Genomic DNA, 19,443 nt, shown 5'->3' on the forward strand with positions numbered 1-19,443 from the left:
GGTCATAAGGTGAAATAGCTTTCGCTCAGATTTCTTAGGGAAATGTTCTCACGCAGCCGTTCGAAGCCACGTTCGCGCAGCTGCCGAACTCTTTCCTTCGAAATACCATACCCCTCTCCAAGACGCTCCAGCGTTGCAGGAGGGTCATGCAGTTGGGTCGCGATCAAAATATCTCGTTCGCGAATTGGCAGGATCGACAAGGCTTCGACCAATTCGCGGCGCAGGACCTCAGCTTCCAGTTCCCGCAAAGGGACCGAATCGTCCAGGCTGTTCGGATCAACCAACAAGGAAATCCGTTCCTCACCCGAGTCGCCCAGCGCCGGTGTGTTCAGCGAATAGTCCCTGCCCATGGTCTGGTCGCGCAGTTCCGATAGTCGCTCAATACTTACGCCGATCTTCTCCGCAAGATGCGCTTCGACCTCTGCGCGATCGATCTTTGGGTCCGCTTTAATTTCCTCGTCGAGGGCTGCGATCTGTGTGGCGGTTTTGCGCGCCTGTGCCGAATTGGGGCGGCGGACAATCGAGGAATTGGCCCGCGAGTAGGCTTGAACCTCCGCTCTGATCCACCAGACGGCATAGGTGGAAAAGCGGTTCTCGCGTTCGGGATCAAAGCGATCGGCGGCCTTCATTAGACCGACATTGGCCTCCTGAAGCAGATCGTGGTCGGCCTCACCAGGCCCGGGTTTAAAACGCTTGGCAACCGATGCAGCCAGAGGGGCAAATGCCTGGATCAGCCTGTCCCGTGCGCGCACGTCTCCGCGACACTGCCAGGCGCGGATTAGATGTCTTTCTTCCTCTGCAGAAAGCATATCGGCTGTACGTGTGCGACGCGGACGGCGTCCGAAACTGGGGAGAGGCTTGTTCATCGATTCAGGCTCTTTTAGTGTCGACGCGAAACTAAACAGATCGATCTAATGTTGTCAAAGTAATTTCGAATCTATATCAAATGAGTATGAACGACATTCAAAATACACCGGATCGAATTGCCGAGTTGCTTGTCCACGTGGGTCGCGCCACGCGCAGCGAGGACGGGCGCTCGGAACTGACGGCCGCCCAGTGGACCTGCCTGCGCTTTTTTGCGCGAGCCAACGGCAATACGCGCACTCCGTCAAGCTTCGCCAGCTTCCAGGCGACCACGCGCGGCACTGCATCTCAGATCATTAAAACGCTTGAGAACAAGGGCCTGATTGTTCGACGCCGCTCGGAAACGGACGGGCGCAGCGTGTGCTTCGACCTCACGGAACTTGGTCAGGAGACGCTGGCAAAGGATCCCTTGTGTGATCTGATGGACGTGATCGAAGCGCTCGGACAGCAAGAACGCAATCGTTTCCTCGTTACCTTGTCGCGCCTGGCCACGGCACTTGCAGTCTTGAGAGAGGTGCCATCGTTCGGCACCTGCGGAGACTGCAGCCATTTCTCATCTGATGGCGGCACATCTTATTGCGCCTGTATCTCGGCCCAGCTGGCCACAGATGAAATAGACAAGCTATGCGCAAGCTATCGAAAACCAATCATGGATACTCGGACAGAAGGACAACGGGATGAGCAAGCCTGAGCAAGCCGCACCCCCCCGCATGATCGCAATCAGCAGCGGCAAGGGTGGGGTCGGCAAGTCAACAGTTTCGGCCAACATTGCCGTTGCCATGGCCGAGGCTGGGTTGTCCGTTGGCGTTGTCGATGCAGACATCTATGGCCCGTCCATTCCGGGTATGCTGGGGATCGCCAGCGCAAAGCCTACGATGACTCCGGATGAAAAGGTGATCCCGGCGGAAGCGCATGGTGTCAAGGTCATCTCGATGGGTATGCTCACCGATGACGATAAGCCAGCGATTTTGCGCGGACCAATGGTGACGAAATACCTGCAGATGTTCGTCCGTCAGGTGGACTGGGGGCCGCTGGATGTCCTGTTGTTGGACCTGCCGCCCGGAACAGGAGATATCCAGCTGACATTGGCTCAGGCCTTCCCCCTTGCGGGTGCTGTTGTCGTCAGCACGCCACAGGACGTGAGCCTCAAGATTGCCCGCCGTGGCTTGCGGATGATGGAACAGGTGAACGTGCCCATTCTGGGCGTAATTGAAAACATGAGCGGTTTCACCTGCCCATCCTGTGGAACGGTAACCCATATTTTCCATCAGGGCGGCGGGGAAGCCATTGCAACGGAACTTGGCGTGTCCTTTCTGGGAAAAGTCCCCCTTGACCCGGCCGTGGTGGATTGCGGCGATGACGGTAAACCTTTGGTCGATGCAGACCCGGGTAGTCCGGCGGCCATGGCCTATCGTCAAATCGCGAGCGCATTGGCGCAGACCGCAGGCGACGGCGGCGGTATCAGCACGCCGTTTGCATGGACCATCGAAGGCGGAACCGGCAAACCCGCACCCGTTCCCCCTGTCGACGGTGGCGCGGATGACAAGTTGGCGGCACTCGATCACGATGATAGCGGTTTGACCTTGCGTTGGGCGGATGGCGTCGAACAACGCCTTTCTCCGCGCGATTTGCGTCTTGCCTGCCGCTGCGCACAATGCCGCGATGAGATGACGGGTGCAGCATTGCTTGATCCCGGAACAGTGCCTCTGGATATTTCAATCACCCGTATCTGGAGTGTCGGTAACTATGCATTGGGTCTGTCTTTCACAGATGGCCACGGGACGGGCATCTACACGTTCAAGGCATTGCGTGCGATGCAAAGTACGGAGCTGGAAGATGTCTGAAGTGCCGACGCGCCGACGCATCCGGGCGCAGAGTTCGACGCATGACACCGATATTGTGAGATTTCTCTTGGATGAACCGGTGCAAAAAGGCGCTTCCGTCCGGTTCGACGAAGCCGGAGAGGCGCCACTTGCGCGCGGGCTGCTTTCAATTCACGGCATTAGCCGGGTCGAGGTGAACGGAAACACCATTTGGGTCAAGAAGCTGGCAAAGGCAGACTGGGCCGTCCTAAAACCCACGGTCGCGGCTGCGATCCGTCAGGTTCTTGACCAAACCGAGGCGCCGCTTGGATTAGATGCAGGTCAGGGTCGAGAGGACGATCCCGATGCAGAGTTGCTTATGGCGGTGACCGATCTGCTCAACCGGCAGATCAACCCTTCAGTGGCAGCGCACGGCGGCCAGATTTCAGCAGACAAAGTTGAGCGCGGCAGCGTCTATTTGCGCATGTCCGGCGGATGCCAGGGTTGCGCCGCGTCGTCAGTCACGCTTCGCAACGGGGTCGAGCGGATGCTGCGGGCGGCACTTCCACAAATTCGCGAGATCGTGGATGTGACCAATCACGCGGAGGGCAGCAACCCTTTCTATTCTAGGAATAGCAGCCAGTCTCCGCTTCTGAACCGAATGGTGCCAAGGGATGTGATCAGTTGGGAACAGGACCAGGTCGTTATCGATCCAGACTATCTCGCACCGAAACTTGGCCTTACAGTGGACGCGTTGCGGACCGGACTGCGCCTCGGGGATGTGATCGGCGTCACTGAAGTCGGGCAAGACGCGGACATTGGCAAGACACGGGTCGTCATGCGTTCGTCGACGCGCGCTTGGGCAGCCGAGATTCTGGCTGACGGCGCGGCACGAGAGATCCCGCCGCCGCGGGAAGCTGGTGACGCACTGGGCCGTGAACGCGAATTGGTAATGCGGGTGCGGGCCTATCTTTCAGGCCTTGCACCGGATCAGGTGCCCATCACCTATGGGGCATTGGCACGAGCCCTCGGTCTATGGGCGCCGGGATCGGTGGGCCGTACTACGCGGGCGCTTGAAGCAACGATGCGGGAGGACGTCGCAGCTGATCGTCCATTCATCGCCGCCCGAGCAGTGAGCCGTGGTCGGAACAAACTGCCAGCAGCCGGGTTTTTTACGCTGGCTCAAAACCTGAAACGGCTAAAGCGAGACGACGAAAGCGACCGAGCGTTTCATGACCGGGAGCTTAGTGAGCTAAATCAAACACTTGTTGATGGTGACAGCCATGCGGAATGAGCAAACAACCGGGCGACTTGAAACAGGATCGCGAACGGATGTGTCGCAAGCTTTAGGCTTGTATTGACGGGCACGCGGTTTTTGACGTTTGATTTTGCGTATGGTTCTCATACAGGTTTCAGTATGATCACACTGAAAGGCTGCCATTTCCACCAGGATGCGGTTTTGTGCGCAATATGCTTCTATCTGCGGTGCACGGTGTCATATTGGGATCTAGAAGAAATCATGGCCGAACGTGGTGTGCAGGTTGACCACGCTACTCTCAACAGATGGGTTGTCAAATATTCGCCCAAGGTCGCCGCGCAAGCGCAATCGAAGAAACGCCCAACGCAGAAATCCTGGCGCATGGACGAGACCTACATACGTGTTCGCGGCAAATGGTAGTATCTCTATCGAGCAGTCGACAAAGCAGGAAACACCCCTGATTTCAAGCCGTCTGAGCGAAGGAACCGTCCAACAGCAGCCTGATACTTTGCCAGAGCGCTGTCGTCAAATGGAACCCCGAGCAAGATCGTCATTGACAAAAGCGGCGCTAACGCGGCCGGTGCTCGAGAAGCGAACAGAATTCTGAGGCGTTTCGGGTGCCCGGCCAAAGTACAGACAATCAGGTCCAAGTATCTGAACAACATGATCAAACAGGATCATCGGTTCATCAAGCGGCGTGTTCGGCACATGTGTGAGATTAAGTCATTCGAATCCGCCTCAGCCACATTGAATGATATTGAAGTGGCTAACATGATCCGAAAACTGCAATTCTTTAGCATTACGACCTCGGGCTTTCGGATGTTTGTTGAGATCGCAGGATAAATGCGCCCATTTTAGACCAGATCGCGGACTTTGGTCGTTTCAGAAAATTGCGACACAACCACTCACGCTCGGAATCTGTCCGTTTTCGTCAATTTGCAGAACTGGCGGCGTAGGCCGTAAGTTCGGTGTAAACTCTTTGCGCAGAAAGAAACTTCGTAAAAGATCCCTAGCTGCTTTGTCCAAACTGAAAGCTTGTGCAGCCCCAAACACCGTGCCCGATTTTGACTTCAACGATCTTACTCTTCATCTTTCTGGCCGAGAGTAAGCCAGGGCAGCAAAATTACAGCTGTGGATCAAGACGTCATTGCTGCAGCTACCCTTTTCCGCTCATCCATGGCGAACATTAGTCGGTACACAGATGGAACAAACATCAGGGTCAGTGGTGAAGCGACGATTAAGCCGCCGATCATCAGTGTTGCCATCGGTTCGAACAGGGCGCCGCCATTGAGCGCCATCGGCACGAGACCGAGGGTTGTGGTCAGCGATGTCAGCATCACCGGCGTGACCCTTTTCTTTGCAGCGACCACAATCGCGTCGTCCAGAGCCAATGTTTCGCGTTCAATGTCGATCTGGTCGATCAACACAATTGCGTTGTTGATTATTATGCCCATCAAAGAGATCAGCCCCAGAATCGCAAAAAATGACAGCGGCTGTGAAGCTAGAAATAAAGCTGTAGGTGCACCGATCAGGATCATTGGGACTGTCAGAAACGTCAGCGTAACCCGTCGGACCGAATTGAACTGGAACATAAGTGCAGCAAGCATCACAAGCAAAGCCGCAGGCATGCCCGCCAGCAGCAGCCCGTTGATCTCGGCGCTACGCTCTGTCTCCCCACCCAGGTTGAGACGATATCCCGGCGGTAGTGATAGCTCCGAAAGATCCTCGGCCACCCATGCTTCGACCTCGGCGGCGGACAGATAGGCGCTTTTGCCCGATACCGTGATCTTGCGCACCTGATTTTCCCGGCGCAGCTGAGAGAATTCGAACTTGGGCGCGAAATCCGCGATCTGCGCCAATGAAATCAACCGACCATCCGCCGGGATCGACAGGTTTTCCAGGTCTTCCAGACTGTCCCGGAACGGTTCTTGCGCACGTACAACAATCGGGATGGAATCGGCGCCATCGCGGTACTCGGAATAGGGAACGCCCGAGAAATAGACCTCCATGACTTCCGAGACATCTTTTGAGGTCACGCCAAATTCACGCGCTTTGTCCTGGGCGATCTCAACAGTGAATTTGAGGGTTTTGTTGCCCCAGTCATTCTTGTTCAGAATTGCGCCGGGCACCGTGTCGAACGCATCCTGAACCTTGCGCGCAAGGCCGACCAGAACATCGGCGTCAGGGCCGGTGATTTCAACATCCACAATGCCCGATTCCTCGCCGCCCATGGCAAGGCGCGTGATGCGATAGCTGGCGGCAGGGCGCTGGGTGACCAGATAGTTGCGCGCGCGTTCGGCCGCAGCGACGGCGCTTTCGAAATCCTTGGTATTGACCACGAAAAAGGCATTAGCCGGATCAGAATCTGCCGGGTCCAGTGTCAGGAAAAACCGGGGACCGCCGCTGGCCACAAACAGGGTGGTGCTGACGACTTCGGGGTTCCGTTCAGGATCGCGCAGCCATGCGTCAACCGCCAGCGCCTCGTCCCGCGTGGCGGTGACCGCTGTGCCACGTGGCATCTCAAGATATATCAGATACTCGGCCCGTTCGGCCAGAGGGAACATCTCACCCTTGAGCGAGCCAAACACTGTCGTGCCCGCAAGGATGATCCCGTAAATCACCCCGGCAACCAAAAGGCCCTTATGCAGCAGGAAACGGGTCAGATTGCCGTAGGAGCGGATCAGCCAGGTTTCTTCCGCGGCCTGCGCCTTTTTCGACGGGCGCAGAAGATAGGTCGCCAGATAGGGCAGAATGTAATGGGCGGTGATCCACGACCCAAGCAGCATAAAGGCGACCACGGCACCCAGCGAGAAGGCATAGTCCCCCTCAGCACCCTCAAGGATCAGCATCGGGATAAAGGCTGACGCTGTGGTGACCGAGGCCACGGCCAGCGGAATAAAGAACTGGGTGCCAGCTTTTTCAGCTGCGCGTCTCGGGGTCTCACCCGCATCCAGCCTGCTTTGAATCTCTTCGATCACGACAAGGCCGTTATCAACCAGCAGACCCAGCGAAATGATGACGGCCGCGATCGAGACCTGCTCGATCGGAATTCCTGCCCGTGACATCAGGATCAGCGAGAACATCACCGAAAATGGCACGATGCAGGACACCACAAACGCAGGACGCAGCCCGAGGAACACCAGCATGACCACAAAGACGGTCAGAAAGGTCTGACCGACATTTGTCAGCGCCCCATTGATGGCCTGGGTGACGTTAGTTTCCTGAAAGGTCGAAATCGAAAACTGAATTCCGATGGGTTGCGTCGCTTCGAACTCGGGCAGGCGCTGCTTTAGGTCATCGCCGATGGTCTGGATATCGCGGCTGTTATCCATCTCGACCGACAGCAATAGCGCCGGTTCACCGTTGAAATAGATCGGAGCATCCGGCGGATCGACATAGCCGCGCCGAACGGTCAGCAGGTCCTGCAAACGGACCAGCCCGCTTAACCCAGGAACCTTGGTCAGAACCTCGCGGATGTCCTGAACGGTTTTCAGATCGCCATTGGCCTCAAGCATGATGTTGACGCCATTTGCATCCAGATTGCCCGCAGGAACGATGACGTTCTGGGCGCTCAGGTCCGACAATAGGCGATCCAGTTGTACCCCGACCGAGGCAAGCTTGCGGGTGTCAATCTCCAGCCAGATGCGTTCTTCCTGACGGCCTTCAATGGCAACTTTGGTGATCCCGCTAAGGGTATAGATCTGCTTTTGCAGGTCTTCCGCCGCATCCCAAATCTCTTCATAGGTGAACCCTTCGCCGGTAACGGCGATTGTGGCGATGGCCACCGCGTCGAAATCGGTGTTCACAAACGGGCCAATTGTGCCTTGCGGCAACTGACCCATCGAGTCGTTCATCTTGTTGCGGATGTCCTGATAGACCCGCTCAAGCTCGGAATTGGGGACCGAGTCGTAGACCTCGAACTTCAGCTCGGCTTGGCCACGGGTGATCAGCGTGACGATGGTTTCGACTTCTTCGATCTCGCGGCCCGCGCGTTCCAGCGGTTCTGCGATCAGCTCTTCGACCCGTTCCGGCGACATGCCGGGATACTGGGCCACCGCAATCGCCGTGCGCAGAGAGATTTCGGGGTCTTCGCGTTTGGGAAGTTGAATATACGAAATTGCCCCAAGCAAAAGCACCCCGATCATGACCAGTACAGTCAGTCGCGACTTTTCAATGCCGAACCGAGTCAGGAACCCCATGGGAAAACCCTCGCCTTACAATTAATTTTTGCTGTCAATAAGTTTGACGGGCTGCCCGTCGCGCAGGAAGGACACCCCGGCCGAGGCCACTCGATCACCGGGCTGCAGCCCTGAAATGACGATCAGAGAGTTATCCCGAAGGCCCGCAACAACGATTTCCTGTTGCCGGATCGTGCCGCTGTCTTCGTCATAGACGAAGGCGACCAGCGTTTCGGTCTGTTCGTTTGCGTCGTGATCAAGGTTGGTCAGGTCCGTGCTGACCGCCGTCAGCGGAACCAGATATCCAACGGCTTCGGGCAGCGGGAATTCAAGCGTTGTTTCAACGGCCATACCGGCCTTGAGGATCGGGTTATTGTCGGTCACGGAAACGACGACCGGATAGGCCGAAACAACGTCGGCCCTGCTGCCGATTTCTGTCACGACGGCCTCAAGCTTGACCCGGGGACGGTCCACCAGTTTGACGATTGCGGGCCCGCCGATTTCGATCTGGCTGGCAGCTTCGAAATTAACCGAGAACGAGACCTCGAAACTGTCGCTAGCATAGATCGAGGCGACAGGCGTTCCCGCGCTGACTGTGGCAAAGGAATCCGCGTCGACCGAGTTGACGTTCCCGGAATAGGGGGCGTGAATCGTGGTTTTGGTCAGGTCTTCCTGCGCCGCCTCGACAACCTTCTTCGCCTGTGCCAGCGAGGCTTTTGAGGCCAGGAAATCAGTTTCGGCATTGTCGACCGAGACCTGCGTTACTGCCCCACGGTCCAGCAGGCTGCGCTGCCTTTTCAGTGTCCGTTCGGCATTGGTGAACTGCGCCTCGGCCTGCTCGACGGCGGCTTGTGCGTTTTCAAGCCGAATGCGCAGCAGGGTCGGATCCAGTTCGACCAGCACATCGCCTGTTTCGACCGCTTGACCGATCGACAGGTTCATCTCTTCAAGCGTTCCGCTGACCTCGAAGGACAGGGTCGTGATCGTGGCAGGCTCCAGAACACCGGGATAGTGGCGTGCGGTTGTTGACTGTGTGTCGGTGACCAGAAAGGTCTTTACCCCGCGAACAATGGCGCTTTGGTCCACTTCCTCTTCTTTACAGGCAGACAGAACGGCAAGGGTGAGAATGGGTACAAGTTTGAGGTAGCGCACCATTTTATGAGTGATCCCTTGTTGAGTGTTGTAAGTGAGCAGCTGCAGTTGTTCTGCTCCGGTAAGTTCTATTAGGGCAGGCTGCATTCACCCGGCCGCTTCAGCGCATTGAAACGTCGCAGTTCGAAAACTGCGCTAGCAGAGATGAAAGAGTGCAACATTAACAATTGTAAATTTCTTGAATTTTCAACTGAAACGGCTTTGTTGCGCGAAGCCGTTGACCGGCCGATTGCCTCTTTTCTCAGACGAAAGCCAAGGTGACAGGTTTACCAAAGATCAGGGAATTGTTTATGAGGGCATCCCGAATCTGGGTTTCTGCAACTTACCTTTCAAAGCCTCTCGCCGGAAGTGACTGCCTGAGTGACATGGTACAGTCTATCTGGCGCACGACACGGCGTCGGCGGTCTTATCCGATCCATCGTTGCCAAACATCGCAGTCCAAGTATCGCGATGCATTGACGATTTCACTTCGGGCGATGGCTCCGGCACCAAGATCAAATAGAATCGATGGTGATCCCCCTTTTATGCAATGGTGTAGGAAGATCAGTTGGTGGTCTTTTGCTCCTTAAGGGTTTGACTGCTCATTCTGAAACTTTTTGGTGGGTGGGATTATCCATCGAATGGAGACCACCGGTATAGGAATGGCCCCGCGGAAGAGAAGAGCCATTGTCCGCAGCGTAAAGAGTGTCAGCTCAGAGCGGACCGCGTCAGGCACACTGCCATTTCAAAACGGTTTTTCCTTTGGCGCGACCAGTGCCAAGGTGCTCGTAGCCGTCAATGATATCCGCCATCGATAATTCGCGATCAATTACAGGCTTTATTTGGCCGCTAGCTACCTTAGTCATTATATGCTCGATACCTTCTTCATTGGGCTGTGCGATGGACCAAGCGTATTTTTTACCTGACAGGCCATAGCGAACTTTCTTGCTCAAAACTCGCCCTAGAGCATGCAGCCCGCCGATAACGAGCCCGCTGCGGTCTGTATAGGGCATAAGCTGGTGTACGATGGAAACGTAACCGCCACCTTCCTTAACCAGGGCTGCTGTGTCCTTTTCATATGACCCGCCGAGCGTGTCATAGGCAAAGTCTACGTCTTTGACGATTTCGCGATAGTCCTGCGTGCGATAGTTAACAACAACGTCCGCGCCCAGGCCTTTGACCCAGCCAATGTTGGAGGGTCCACAAGTCGTCGAAACTTTCATTCCAAGGGATTTTCCCCATTGTATTGCAAAGCTACCAACGCCACCTGAACCCGCGTGGACAAACAGATGTTTATCGGATGCGTTTTGGGGATCGAGTTTCAGCCGATCCACCAAGGCACTCCAGGTTGTCATGGCAACATACGGAATTGAAGCCAGTTCGGTAGGAGAAACATTGGACGGTGCCGCCGCCAAACAAGTTTCGGTGATTGCAGAGAACTGGGCGTGGGCGCCGGATTCCTTGATATCATTTACCCCAGCGACCTTGTCACCGACTTTGAACTTGATTGCTTCCGGACCCATGGCAACGATTTCTCCCACGATGTCACGACCGGCGATAAAGGGAAATTCTTCCGGCGCGGCCAGGCGCCGCAACCGTGATCCGTAACCCTGTACCATTCTCAGGTCGATAGGGTTTAGCGAGGATGCCAGAATTCGCACAAGAACCTGGTTCCCCTTAGGTTCGGGTATTGTCACCTCTTCGAGGTTAAGAACATTTTTTGGCTCGCCGTAAGAACGGGCAACCCATGCATGCATGGTGTTCATGCTATGAAGTCTCCTACAAGAAAGTTCACGTGTGATTTTTTATGACGTTTGGCACGAGACGGATTCAGGCTTCACGCGAGAAACAGAGGAAAAGGCTGACCATACCAAGTATCCCCGCCCCCCGGTGCGATACCGTGTGAACAACTTCGATGCGCTACAGGCGACGATCCTAATTGTCGCACTGAATGAGATGCCTCTTTCCGGGAACTTTAGCTGCTTCGCATGCTGAATGGGCTCATGCATGTTTTGCTCTTCAGTTTACAAGTGAGTGCAAGTCCAAATAGTCAGATCTAAAATCTCCGACTAAGGGAATATGCCAAATTTCAACCCGACCCGCGTTATCATTTGTTAAGGAAAGCCAACCTTTTTTCTGATTCTGCTGAGTGATACTGGAGTGATCCCCAGATACGATGCCAAATAGTGCAGCGGCACCGTTTCCAAAAGCTCAGGAGAGTGTTCCAAAAGGTGGCGATATCGGTTTTCTGGGTTATCCATAATCCGATTGAGGAAAAGGTTTTGGTAGTCAGTAAGGCGATCAACGAGCGCGCGGAACATGAACTCTCTGAACTCTGTCGAGTGGGCCATCAGTTTATTAAATGTGGTTCGCTCAATAGCTCTGACAACCGTCGGCGTAACGGCCTCGATCCCGAATTTGCTCGGGCGACCGTGAAAAAAGCTTTCAAGCGAAGAAACAATATCATTCTCAAAGAAGAACTGAAGCGTAACATCCGTCCCATCATTGTTATGCCAAATACGTAGGCACCCTTCTTCAACGATGTAGGCAAGATTGCTAATTTCCCCCTGCAAAAGAAGAGTTTCCTTTTTGCCTACTTCAATGCGACGAAGCGATTGGAGATATTTCGTCCGTATATCTGGCGAAATTCGCATTCTTCGCTGTCTTCTTTCAAAGCGTGGGTAGTTACCTTTCAACATACGATAAGGAAAGAGAGTTTCAAAGAGGATGATGGCGACGGCCTGCGCCAGATGCAGAATCCACACCGGGCTGCCTGGATCCGCGCAGAAAGCGGCATACAAGCCCGACAAACAACAGATGTTTTGAGAGCTTACAAAATTAAGGCGAAACATTTAGTGCAGATCGGCGTCTGCGGCTGACCGGTATGCTGGTTCCGTCGCGTAGGATACAGGTATAAGCGCTTCCTGAGCGGTGGATTTCCTGGATATGGCTGAAACTGACCCAATGCGATCTGTGACATTGCGCACCGCTGAAATCCTGCAATCGGTCAACACAATCGGAGAACGACATTTTTAACGTCGCTTGTCCGGATGATGTGAACACGCTGATATAGTGGTCCTGCGCTTCGACCCGAACAATATCTTCACCAAGGCGGGTTGGCAAAGTCGGGATTGCTTCTCTGAGACGCGGTCGTTGGACGATTTCCTCTGACTTCTCACCGCTATTGTCACTATTGGCCTGCAGAAGTTTGCCGAACCAGACAGCAAACACACAAAGCGCTGAGGACAGGAATACTGATGGCAGCGCCAGATTGGTGGCTTCGTCAAGCAGGCTGATCACAATACCATTGGAAAGAGAGCCGGAAAGCCGATCTGTTCCCGACATGAGACCAATCAGCAGAGAAAAGGGGGCCAGCAACAAAGGTAGAAAAAGCACCGCACAGATTAAAGGCCAGGGCATGCTAAGGCCGGCAAGGATGCTGGCAACGGCGACCCCGATCAAAATTGCACTGCCTGCAAACAGCAGCGCCGACCACATCAGGAATGCCGCCCACATCTGCAAATCTGAATAGGGCCCAGTCTCGAACACTGTCAAAAGAAGACCCATGCCGCCCACGAACCAGCCCACGAAGTGGATGAGCTTCCAAATTGTCAAACCCTCAAACGACACGATTGAAATCAACGCGTTTTGAACGGTCTGAGGTAAAGTGCCGTAGAGTTGAACGGGTTTTGTCATGGAATCGCTGGATCTGGATCAAGAGTCTCAGCGTGAATATTTAAGTGTTGCGAAACAGGAAAACAACGCACCTAATCGCCAACGGTTGCACACATACCGCTTACGAATACCACAGACCATTCGCGTATATTTGGCGCGTGTTGACGAACTTGCACGTGCACTGAGTATTTGATGCAACTAGCTGACGCCAAGAACTAAACAACTCAACGCGGCGATGGCTGACGACGCGCACTCGCAGGTCTTTGTGCCAAAACAAGGTTAATCTAGATGAAAATTAGTCTTCGAATACCCGGGCTGAGTTTTTGCATTTGTCGGGTGGTTCAACTTGGATCTGACCGTTTGTCATTTATGTCGCCAAACCCACCACTTTAGAGTTCTCTACCCCTCGACCGATTGCTTGAGTCTGGACCACGTTCGATGCCGGCACAGAAGATCGGTCAACACAAACGCCCAAAAATTGAATCTCACGCAGAGGAAAGATTCCGTGATCAACTGTCGAGCAGTGTTCCTATCCCCGTTGGCCGTTGCCGCCTTGGCCTCTTCCGGTGCCGCGCAGGACAGCGGTCCGCCAGATGGTTGGCAGATCGGTGTAATCGCCGGTGTCGCAAACAACCCCTATATCGGTGAAGGAACGCAGGTCCAACCCTATCCGCTGGTGACATATAAGACAGGTCCGCTGTCCATCGGTACGTTGGGTCTTGAATATGAAGCTTACAAGGGCAACGGCTATACACTGTCCGTCGGCCTGTTGCCTCGCTTCTCGGGTTTGTTCAACACCGATGCCGACGAGCTTGACGGGATTGACCGTGAGATTACCGGGGATCTGGCACTTATCCTTGGTTATGATCTTGGTGCAGGCTTCAATACCGGCCTGCGCTTCCGTCAGGAAGTCACGGGCGAGCATGATGGTCAGGAAGTGATCTTTGATTTCGGGTATGGCACGCAGATCGGCAAGTCGATGCTGCAACTGCGCGCCGGTGCCGGCTGGCAGAGCGAAGATCTGAGCGGCTATGTCTGGGGGGTTTCCGCGGATGAGGCACGCCCGGGGCGCCCGGAATATGCGCCCGGCGATGTGATCATCCCGTTTGTCGAAGCCCGCATGGTGCGGCCGATCAACGAAAGCTGGTCCCTGATGGGCGGTCTGCGCGCCGACTTCCTGCCCAGCGATGTTTCGAACAGCCCGATCGTGGATGAAGACAATATCTACAGCGCTACATTCGGTGTGATGTTCAATTTCTGATCCCTCGGACCGGGCTTGCCATGTGTTGGCCCGGTCGGTTCCCGACCATACGTGGTTCTGAGCGCAGGTAAATCCGATCGCATAGGGCGACCAGCTTTTGAACCCACATCCTCCGTCCTCAGGCGTACTGTGTACTGTGAGCCAAAAAACGGCGCGCCTGCAATGTGGGGAGGAGCATCAGACGCGCCGCAGGAGAGGCCAGATCAACGCTGACTGCTCTCCCAATCCGGATGGGTCCAGGGTTTGGCATTGGACGGTGCCAGACGCTTGCCAAGGATGTGGTCCGCCGCTTTTTCACCGGTCATGATCGATGGGGCATTCAGGTTGCCGTTGGTAATGCGCGGGAAGATCGAACTGTCGGCCACGCGCAGCCCCTCGACGCCGATCACGCGGCAATCCGGGTCGACAACGGCCATCGGATCATCTGCAGCCCCCATTTTGCAGGTACCGCAGGGGTGGTAGGCGCTTTCGACCTCATGGCGGATGAAATCGTCCAGTTCGTCGTCGCTCTGGACCGCGTTTCCGGGCTGGATCTCGTGTTTCACATAAGGCTTGAACGCGTCCTGCGCGAAGATTTCCCTGGTCAGACGGATGCAGGTCCGGAACTCTGCCCAGTCATCCTCATGACTCATGTAGTTGAACAGGATCTTGGGGGCCTCTTTGGGGTCGGCGCTGCGCAGGGTGACAGTGCCGCGCGATTTCGATCGCATGGGCCCCACATGCGCCTGGAAACCGTGCCCTTCGGCAGCGGCCTGACCGTCATAGCGTACCGCCATCGGCAGGAAGTGGTACTGGATATCTGGATAATCGACGCCCGCTGCCGACCGGATGAAGGCCGCGCTTTCGAACTGGTTTGATGCCCCCAGGCCAGTCTTTGTGAACAACCACTGCGCACCCAGCGCACCTTTCCAGAACAAGTTCCAGTATTTGTACAGCGTGATCGGTTGGCTGGCCGCCATCTGCAGATACAGTTCCAGATGATCCTGCAGGTTCTGACCCACGCCGGGGCGGTCCGCGACGACATCAATCCCGTGTTCGGCCAGATGCGCCGCCGGTCCGATGCCCGACAGCATCAGCAGTTTTGGCGAATTGATGGACGAGGCCGAGATGATCACCTCGCGTTTGGCGCGGATGGTCTCGGTTTTCGATCCGCGTTGCAGCTCGGCACCGGTTGCCCGGCCGTCTTCGATGATCACCCGGTTTGCCAGCCCCTTGACCAGCGTGCAGTTCGGGCGTTGCAGGGCAGGTTTCAGATAGGCATTTGCCACCGACCAGCGCCGTCCTTTCCAGACGGTCTGCTCCATCGGGCCAAAGCCTTCTTGTTGTTCCCCGTTATAGTCGCCGGTGACCTGATACCCGGCCTGCTTCCCGGCATCGACAAAGGCGTGGAACAGCGGGTTCTTTCGCGGGCCGCGGGTGACATGCAAGGGGCCGTCATTGCCGCGCCATTCTGGGTCGCCGCCATGGCCGCCGTCATGCCAGTTTTCCATCCGCTTGAAATAGGGCAGGACGTCGGCATAGCTCCAGCCCGCAGCGCCGCTGTCGGCCCAGTGATCAAAATCCTTGGCATGGCCCCGGACATAGACCATCCCGTTGATCGACGACGATCCCCCGATCACCTTGCCGCGCGGGCAGGCCAGTTCGCGCCCGCCAAGATGTGGCTCGGGCTCGGACGAAAAGCCCCAATCATAGATCGACATGTTCATCGGATAAGACAGGGCCGCGGGCATCTGGATGAACGGGCCCGCATCGGTGCCACCATATTCGATGACGATCACGGATGATCCGGCCTCGGACAGGCGGTACGCCATGGCGCATCCCGCCGACCCTGCACCAACTATGACAAAATCTGCCTCCATGGAATCCTCCTTAGAACGGTGCTTCGAGCGAGGTCATGCGGACATAGACCGACTTGACCTGGCTGTAATGTTCGATCGCGGCCTTCGAGTTTTCCCGGCCCACGCCTGATTGCTTGACGCCGCCAAACGGCGCTTCGACCGGGGCATCGTTATAGGAATTGAGAAAGCAGCTGCCGGCTTCAAGCTGGGCGATCACACGGTGACCGCGCTTGAGGTCATTGGTGAACACCCCGGCGGCCAGACCGAAATCGGTGGCGTTGGCGCGGGTGATCACCTCGTCTTCGGTGTCGAAATCCAGCACTGCCATCACGGGTCCGAAAATCTCTTCCCGGGCGATTTTCATGTCGTCTTTGACATCGGCGAAAACCGCAGGCGTGATCCAGTTGCCCGGTTTGTCGATCCGCTCGCCGCCACAGACCAGCCGTGCGCCTTCTTCCTTGCCCGAGGCAATGTAGCTGAGCGAAATCTCAAGCTGACGGGCGCTGACCAGAGGGCCGAAATTCGTCGCCTCATCCTGCGGGTCGCCGATGATGGCACCGGCCAGCCGTTCTTGCAGGCGGGCCAGAAACGCCTCTTTGATGCCGTTCTGCACGAACACGCGGGTGCCGTTGGAACAGACCTGACCTGAGGAATAGAAATTCCCCAGAATGGCACCGCTGACGGCCTCTTCCAGATCAGCGTCGTCGAAAACGATCATCGGTGACTTGCCGCCCAGCTCCATGGTGACATGTTTCATGCCTTCGGCGGCGGCGGCATAGACTTTGCGCCCGGTCGGGACCGACCCGGTCAGCGAGACCTTGTCCACCCTGGGATCCGTGACCAGCGCCGCGCCGATCTCGCCCCGGCCCTGCAACACGTTGAACAGGCCAGCGGGCAGGCCCGCCTCGGTCAGGATTTCGGCCACTTTCAGCGCGCATAGCGGGGTTTCCTCGGACGGTTTGAAGATCACCGCATTGCCACAGGCCAGCGCGGGCGCGGCTTTCCAGCAGGCGATCTGGGTGGGGTAGTTCCAGGCGCCGATACCAACGCACAGGCCCAGCGGCTCGCGCCGCGTATAGACCCAGTCTTCGCCCAGCTGGATATGTTCGCCGGTCAGGCTGGCGGCCAGCCCGCCGAAGTATTCCAGCGCATCGGCCCCCGACGTGGCATCTGCGACAGTGGTTTCCTGCAGCGGCTTGCCAGTGTCATAGGTTTCTAGCACTGACAATTCGTGATTGCGCGTGCGCATGATGTCGGCGGCCCGGCGCAGGATGCGCCCGCGCTCGGTGCCGGACATCGCAGCCCAGTCCTTTTGTGCTGCCCGCGCCTGTGCAATGGTGCGATCAACGAGTTCGGCCGATGCTTCGTGCAGATTGGCAATCACCCCGCCGGTTGCCGGATAGATGACATCCAGCGCCTCTCCGCTTTCGTCCTCGACATAAGCCCCATTGACGAAATGGCTGGCAGTGGGTTGCGCGATCATGGTCGACACCTCCGATGCAAATTGGTCAGCGACGCCAGAGAGATAGCCCCCGGCGCCGGTTGTTACGCCGCGACTTCGGCCTGTTGTGTGCGCAACAGGCAGCTCAGCGCGGCCTTGACGTCAATCTTGCCGATTGGCCCGTCCGCCCCCAGAACAATGATTTCGCTTTGCTCTTCTATGAGCATCGAAATGATGTCCTTTAGGGGCGTCGTGTCAGCGATAACCCGGGCGTCCGCAGGAACGGGGCCGGAATGCTCAATCATGATCTCCATCGCGCGCAAGACGTTCAGCGGGTTCATATGGGCCACAAACTCGGCGACATACGGCGTCGCGGGATTCAGGACGATGTCCTGAGGTTCCGCACATTGCACGATGCGACCGCCTTCCATGATGGCAATGCGAGACCCAATTTTCAGCGCCTCATCCAGATCGTGGCTGACGAAAACAATCGTACGGCCCAGCTTTTGCTGAAACTCCAGCAATTCATCCTGAAGCTTGTTGCGGATCAGCGGATCAAGGGCCGAGAACGGCTCGTCCATCAGCAGGATCGGCGCTTCGGTGGCAAAGGCGCGGGCCAGGCCCACACGCTGTTGCATGCCGCCGGACAGTTCCTGAACCTTGCGGTCGGCCCAATCCTCAAGATGCACCAGTTCCAGCTGTTCGCGGGCGCGTCGCAGACGCTCGTCTTTGTCGACACCAGCGACCTCAAGCCCATAGGCGACATTGTCGATCACAGTGCGCCAGGGCAGCAGCCCGAATTGCTGAAAGACCATGGCAACGCGATCCCGGCGAATTCCGCGCAGAGCCTTTTCGTTGGCCTGCACGATATCCACCAGGCCGTTTCCGGTGTTGACCTCAACTTTGCCGCGCACCACCGGGTTCAACCCGTTTACCGCCCGCAGCAGGGTTGATTTACCGGATCCCGACAGGCCCATAAGCACCAGAATCTCGCCGTTCTTGATATCGATTGAGCAATCATGAACGCCCAGAACCTGTCCGGTCTCTTCCTGAATTTCCGCGCGCGACATCCCCTTGTCCATCATCGGCAGGGCGGTCTTCGGTTCATTGCCAAAGACGATGTTCACGTTGTCGAAACGTACCATTGTGTCAGTCATCGGTCACGGGCTCCCTCTTTTGAACATCCGGTCGAAGATGATGGCGACCAGAACGATTGCGATGCCGACTTCGAACCCTTTGGCGATATTGACCGAATTCAGCGCCCGCAGCGTCGGAACACCCAAGCCGTCGGCTCCCACAAGGGCGGCGATCACCACCATGGACAGTGACAGCATGATGGTCTGCGTCAGACCGGCCATGATCTGTGGCAGCGCATAAGGCAGTTCCACCTTCCACATCAGCTGCAGCGGGGTCGACCCAAAGGCCTTGCCGGCTTCGATCAGTGACGTGGGCGTCGAGGTGATCCCCAGATGGGTCAGACGGATCGGAGCGGGTATGGCAAAGATCACCGTGGCGATCAGGCCGGGCACCATACCCAGACCGAACAGGATCAGCGCCGGGATCAGGTAGACGAATGTGGGGATCGTCTGCATCAGGTCCAGGATGGGTTCCATGATCCGGTACAGCCAGGGTTTGCGAGCGGCGGCAATGCCAAGCGGCACGCCCAACCCCATGCAGACCACAGCAGCAGCAAAGACCAACGCCAGAGTTTCAGTCGTTTCGACCCAGTATCCCTGGTTGACGATCAGCAGCAGCCCAAGCGCCGTGAACAGGGTAAAGCCAATGGATTTCCGAACCAGCCAGGACAGCGCGGTTATAACCGCGATCACCACAAAGGTGTTTGGTGCTTGCAGCAACCAGAGCAGGGCGAGGATGATCCCCTCAAGAACTGCGGAAAGGCCATCGAAAAACCAGAAAAAGTTATCGGTCAGCCATTCGACAAAGATCTTTGCCCATTTCCCAATCGGAATTTTATAGGATTCCAACCACTCCATT

General features: G+C 56.4%; 14 protein-coding genes and 1 pseudogene. 5 read left to right on the forward strand and 10 right to left on the reverse strand.

The window, feature by feature from the left end; translation table 11 throughout:
• Window positions 1–2: 2 nt before the first annotated feature.
• A complete protein-coding gene (locus ACR0CE_RS16900; protein WP_480833266.1) occupies window positions 3–866 on the reverse strand; it encodes a sigma-70 family RNA polymerase sigma factor in 864 nt (287 codons plus the stop codon).
• Between the two features lie 80 nt (window positions 867–946).
• On the opposite strand from ACR0CE_RS16900, the gene ACR0CE_RS16905 reads away from it, so the two are divergent.
• The 4 genes and pseudogenes from ACR0CE_RS16905 (at window position 947) to ACR0CE_RS16920 (ending at window position 4,767) form a co-directional block, all read left to right on the forward strand.
• Window positions 947–1,555, forward strand: coding sequence for a MarR family winged helix-turn-helix transcriptional regulator (locus ACR0CE_RS16905; protein WP_480833267.1), 609 nt, complete (start codon window positions 947–949; stop codon window positions 1,553–1,555).
• Window positions 1,542–2,708, forward strand: a complete 1,167-nt coding sequence (locus ACR0CE_RS16910) for a P-loop NTPase (RefSeq protein ID WP_480596589.1) — start codon at window positions 1,542–1,544, stop codon at window positions 2,706–2,708. The genes ACR0CE_RS16905 and ACR0CE_RS16910 overlap by 14 nt, the downstream gene beginning before the upstream one ends.
• Window positions 2,701–3,960, forward strand: a complete 1,260-nt coding sequence (locus ACR0CE_RS16915) for a DUF6522 family protein (RefSeq protein ID WP_480833268.1) — start codon at window positions 2,701–2,703, stop codon at window positions 3,958–3,960. The genes ACR0CE_RS16910 and ACR0CE_RS16915 overlap by 8 nt, the downstream gene beginning before the upstream one ends.
• 123 nt (window positions 3,961–4,083) lie before the next feature.
• Window positions 4,084–4,767 (forward strand): annotated as a pseudogene (locus ACR0CE_RS16920) (IS6 family transposase).
• A gap of 293 nt (window positions 4,768–5,060) precedes the next feature.
• On the opposite strand, the gene ACR0CE_RS16925 reads toward ACR0CE_RS16920, so the two are convergent.
• The 5 genes from ACR0CE_RS16925 to ACR0CE_RS16945 all read right to left on the reverse strand — a co-directional run bounded on the left by ACR0CE_RS16925 (window position 5,061) and on the right by ACR0CE_RS16945 (window position 12,929).
• On the reverse strand, window positions 5,061–8,123 hold the full coding sequence (locus ACR0CE_RS16925; protein ID WP_480833269.1) for an efflux RND transporter permease subunit: 3,063 nt from the start codon (window positions 8,121–8,123) through the stop codon (window positions 5,061–5,063).
• A gap of 21 nt (window positions 8,124–8,144) precedes the next feature.
• Entirely contained in the window at window positions 8,145–9,257 is a 1,113-nt protein-coding gene (locus tag ACR0CE_RS16930) for an efflux RND transporter periplasmic adaptor subunit (RefSeq protein ID WP_480596595.1), read from the reverse strand.
• A 704-nt stretch (window positions 9,258–9,961) separates the two neighbouring features.
• Window positions 9,962–10,999: a zinc-binding dehydrogenase gene (locus ACR0CE_RS16935; RefSeq protein WP_480535159.1), complete on the reverse strand. Its 1,038-nt coding sequence runs from the start codon at window positions 10,997–10,999 to the stop codon at window positions 9,962–9,964.
• A 348-nt stretch (window positions 11,000–11,347) separates the two neighbouring features.
• Complete coding sequence (locus ACR0CE_RS16940) at window positions 11,348–12,034, reverse strand: Crp/Fnr family transcriptional regulator (RefSeq protein ID WP_480833270.1); 687 nt, start codon at window positions 12,032–12,034, stop codon at window positions 11,348–11,350.
• A gap of 37 nt (window positions 12,035–12,071) precedes the next feature.
• On the reverse strand, window positions 12,072–12,929 hold the full coding sequence (locus tag ACR0CE_RS16945) for a LytTR family DNA-binding domain-containing protein (RefSeq protein WP_480833271.1): 858 nt from the start codon (window positions 12,927–12,929) through the stop codon (window positions 12,072–12,074).
• A gap of 484 nt (window positions 12,930–13,413) precedes the next feature.
• Here ACR0CE_RS16945 and ACR0CE_RS16950 point away from each other — a divergent pair, with 484 nt between their 5' ends.
• Window positions 13,414–14,169, forward strand: coding sequence for a MipA/OmpV family protein (locus ACR0CE_RS16950; RefSeq protein WP_480535156.1), 756 nt, complete (start codon window positions 13,414–13,416; stop codon window positions 14,167–14,169).
• A gap of 203 nt (window positions 14,170–14,372) precedes the next feature.
• Here the strand turns inward: ACR0CE_RS16950 and betA are convergent, their stop codons facing one another.
• The 4 genes from betA to choW form a co-directional block, all read right to left on the reverse strand.
• Entirely contained in the window at window positions 14,373–16,028 is a 1,656-nt protein-coding gene (gene betA / locus ACR0CE_RS16955) for a choline dehydrogenase (RefSeq protein ID WP_480596601.1), read from the reverse strand.
• Window positions 16,029–16,038: 10 nt separating this feature from the next.
• Window positions 16,039–17,490, reverse strand: a complete 1,452-nt coding sequence (gene betB, locus ACR0CE_RS16960; protein ID WP_480596603.1) for a betaine-aldehyde dehydrogenase — start codon at window positions 17,488–17,490, stop codon at window positions 16,039–16,041.
• A gap of 62 nt (window positions 17,491–17,552) precedes the next feature.
• A complete protein-coding gene (gene choV / locus ACR0CE_RS16965; protein WP_480833272.1) occupies window positions 17,553–18,605 on the reverse strand; it encodes a choline ABC transporter ATP-binding protein in 1,053 nt (350 codons plus the stop codon).
• Between the two features lie 3 nt (window positions 18,606–18,608).
• Window positions 18,609–19,442, reverse strand: coding sequence for a choline ABC transporter permease subunit (gene choW, locus ACR0CE_RS16970; RefSeq protein ID WP_480535152.1), 834 nt, complete (start codon window positions 19,440–19,442; stop codon window positions 18,609–18,611).
• Between the last annotated feature and the right edge of the window lies 1 nt (window position 19,443).

The organism is Ruegeria sp. L11, assembly GCF_056531755.1.

Bases quoted from the DNA above. Each gene is read 5' to 3' on its own strand.
- ACR0CE_RS16900 (WP_480833266.1), bottom strand. From the start codon at position 866: ATGAACAAGCCTCTCCCCAGTTTCGGACGCCGTCCGCGTCGCACACGT.
- ACR0CE_RS16905 (WP_480833267.1), top strand. From the start codon at position 947: ATGAGTATGAACGACATTCAAAATACACCGGATCGAATTGCCGAGTTG.
- ACR0CE_RS16910 (WP_480596589.1), top strand. From the start codon at position 1,542: ATGAGCAAGCCTGAGCAAGCCGCACCCCCCCGCATGATCGCAATCAGC.
- ACR0CE_RS16915 (WP_480833268.1), top strand. From the start codon at position 2,701: ATGTCTGAAGTGCCGACGCGCCGACGCATCCGGGCGCAGAGTTCGACG.
- ACR0CE_RS16925 (WP_480833269.1), bottom strand. From the start codon at position 8,123: ATGGGGTTCCTGACTCGGTTCGGCATTGAAAAGTCGCGACTGACTGTA.
- ACR0CE_RS16930 (WP_480596595.1), bottom strand. From the start codon at position 9,257: ATGGTGCGCTACCTCAAACTTGTACCCATTCTCACCCTTGCCGTTCTG.
- ACR0CE_RS16935 (WP_480535159.1), bottom strand. From the start codon at position 10,999: ATGAACACCATGCATGCATGGGTTGCCCGTTCTTACGGCGAGCCAAAA.
- ACR0CE_RS16945 (WP_480833271.1), bottom strand. From the start codon at position 12,929: ATGACAAAACCCGTTCAACTCTACGGCACTTTACCTCAGACCGTTCAA.
- betA (WP_480596601.1), bottom strand. From the start codon at position 16,028: ATGGAGGCAGATTTTGTCATAGTTGGTGCAGGGTCGGCGGGATGCGCC.
- betB (WP_480596603.1), bottom strand. From the start codon at position 17,490: ATGATCGCGCAACCCACTGCCAGCCATTTCGTCAATGGGGCTTATGTC.
- choV (WP_480833272.1), bottom strand. From the start codon at position 18,605: ATGACTGACACAATGGTACGTTTCGACAACGTGAACATCGTCTTTGGC.
- choW (WP_480535152.1), bottom strand. From the start codon at position 19,442: ATGGAGTGGTTGGAATCCTATAAAATTCCGATTGGGAAATGGGCAAAG.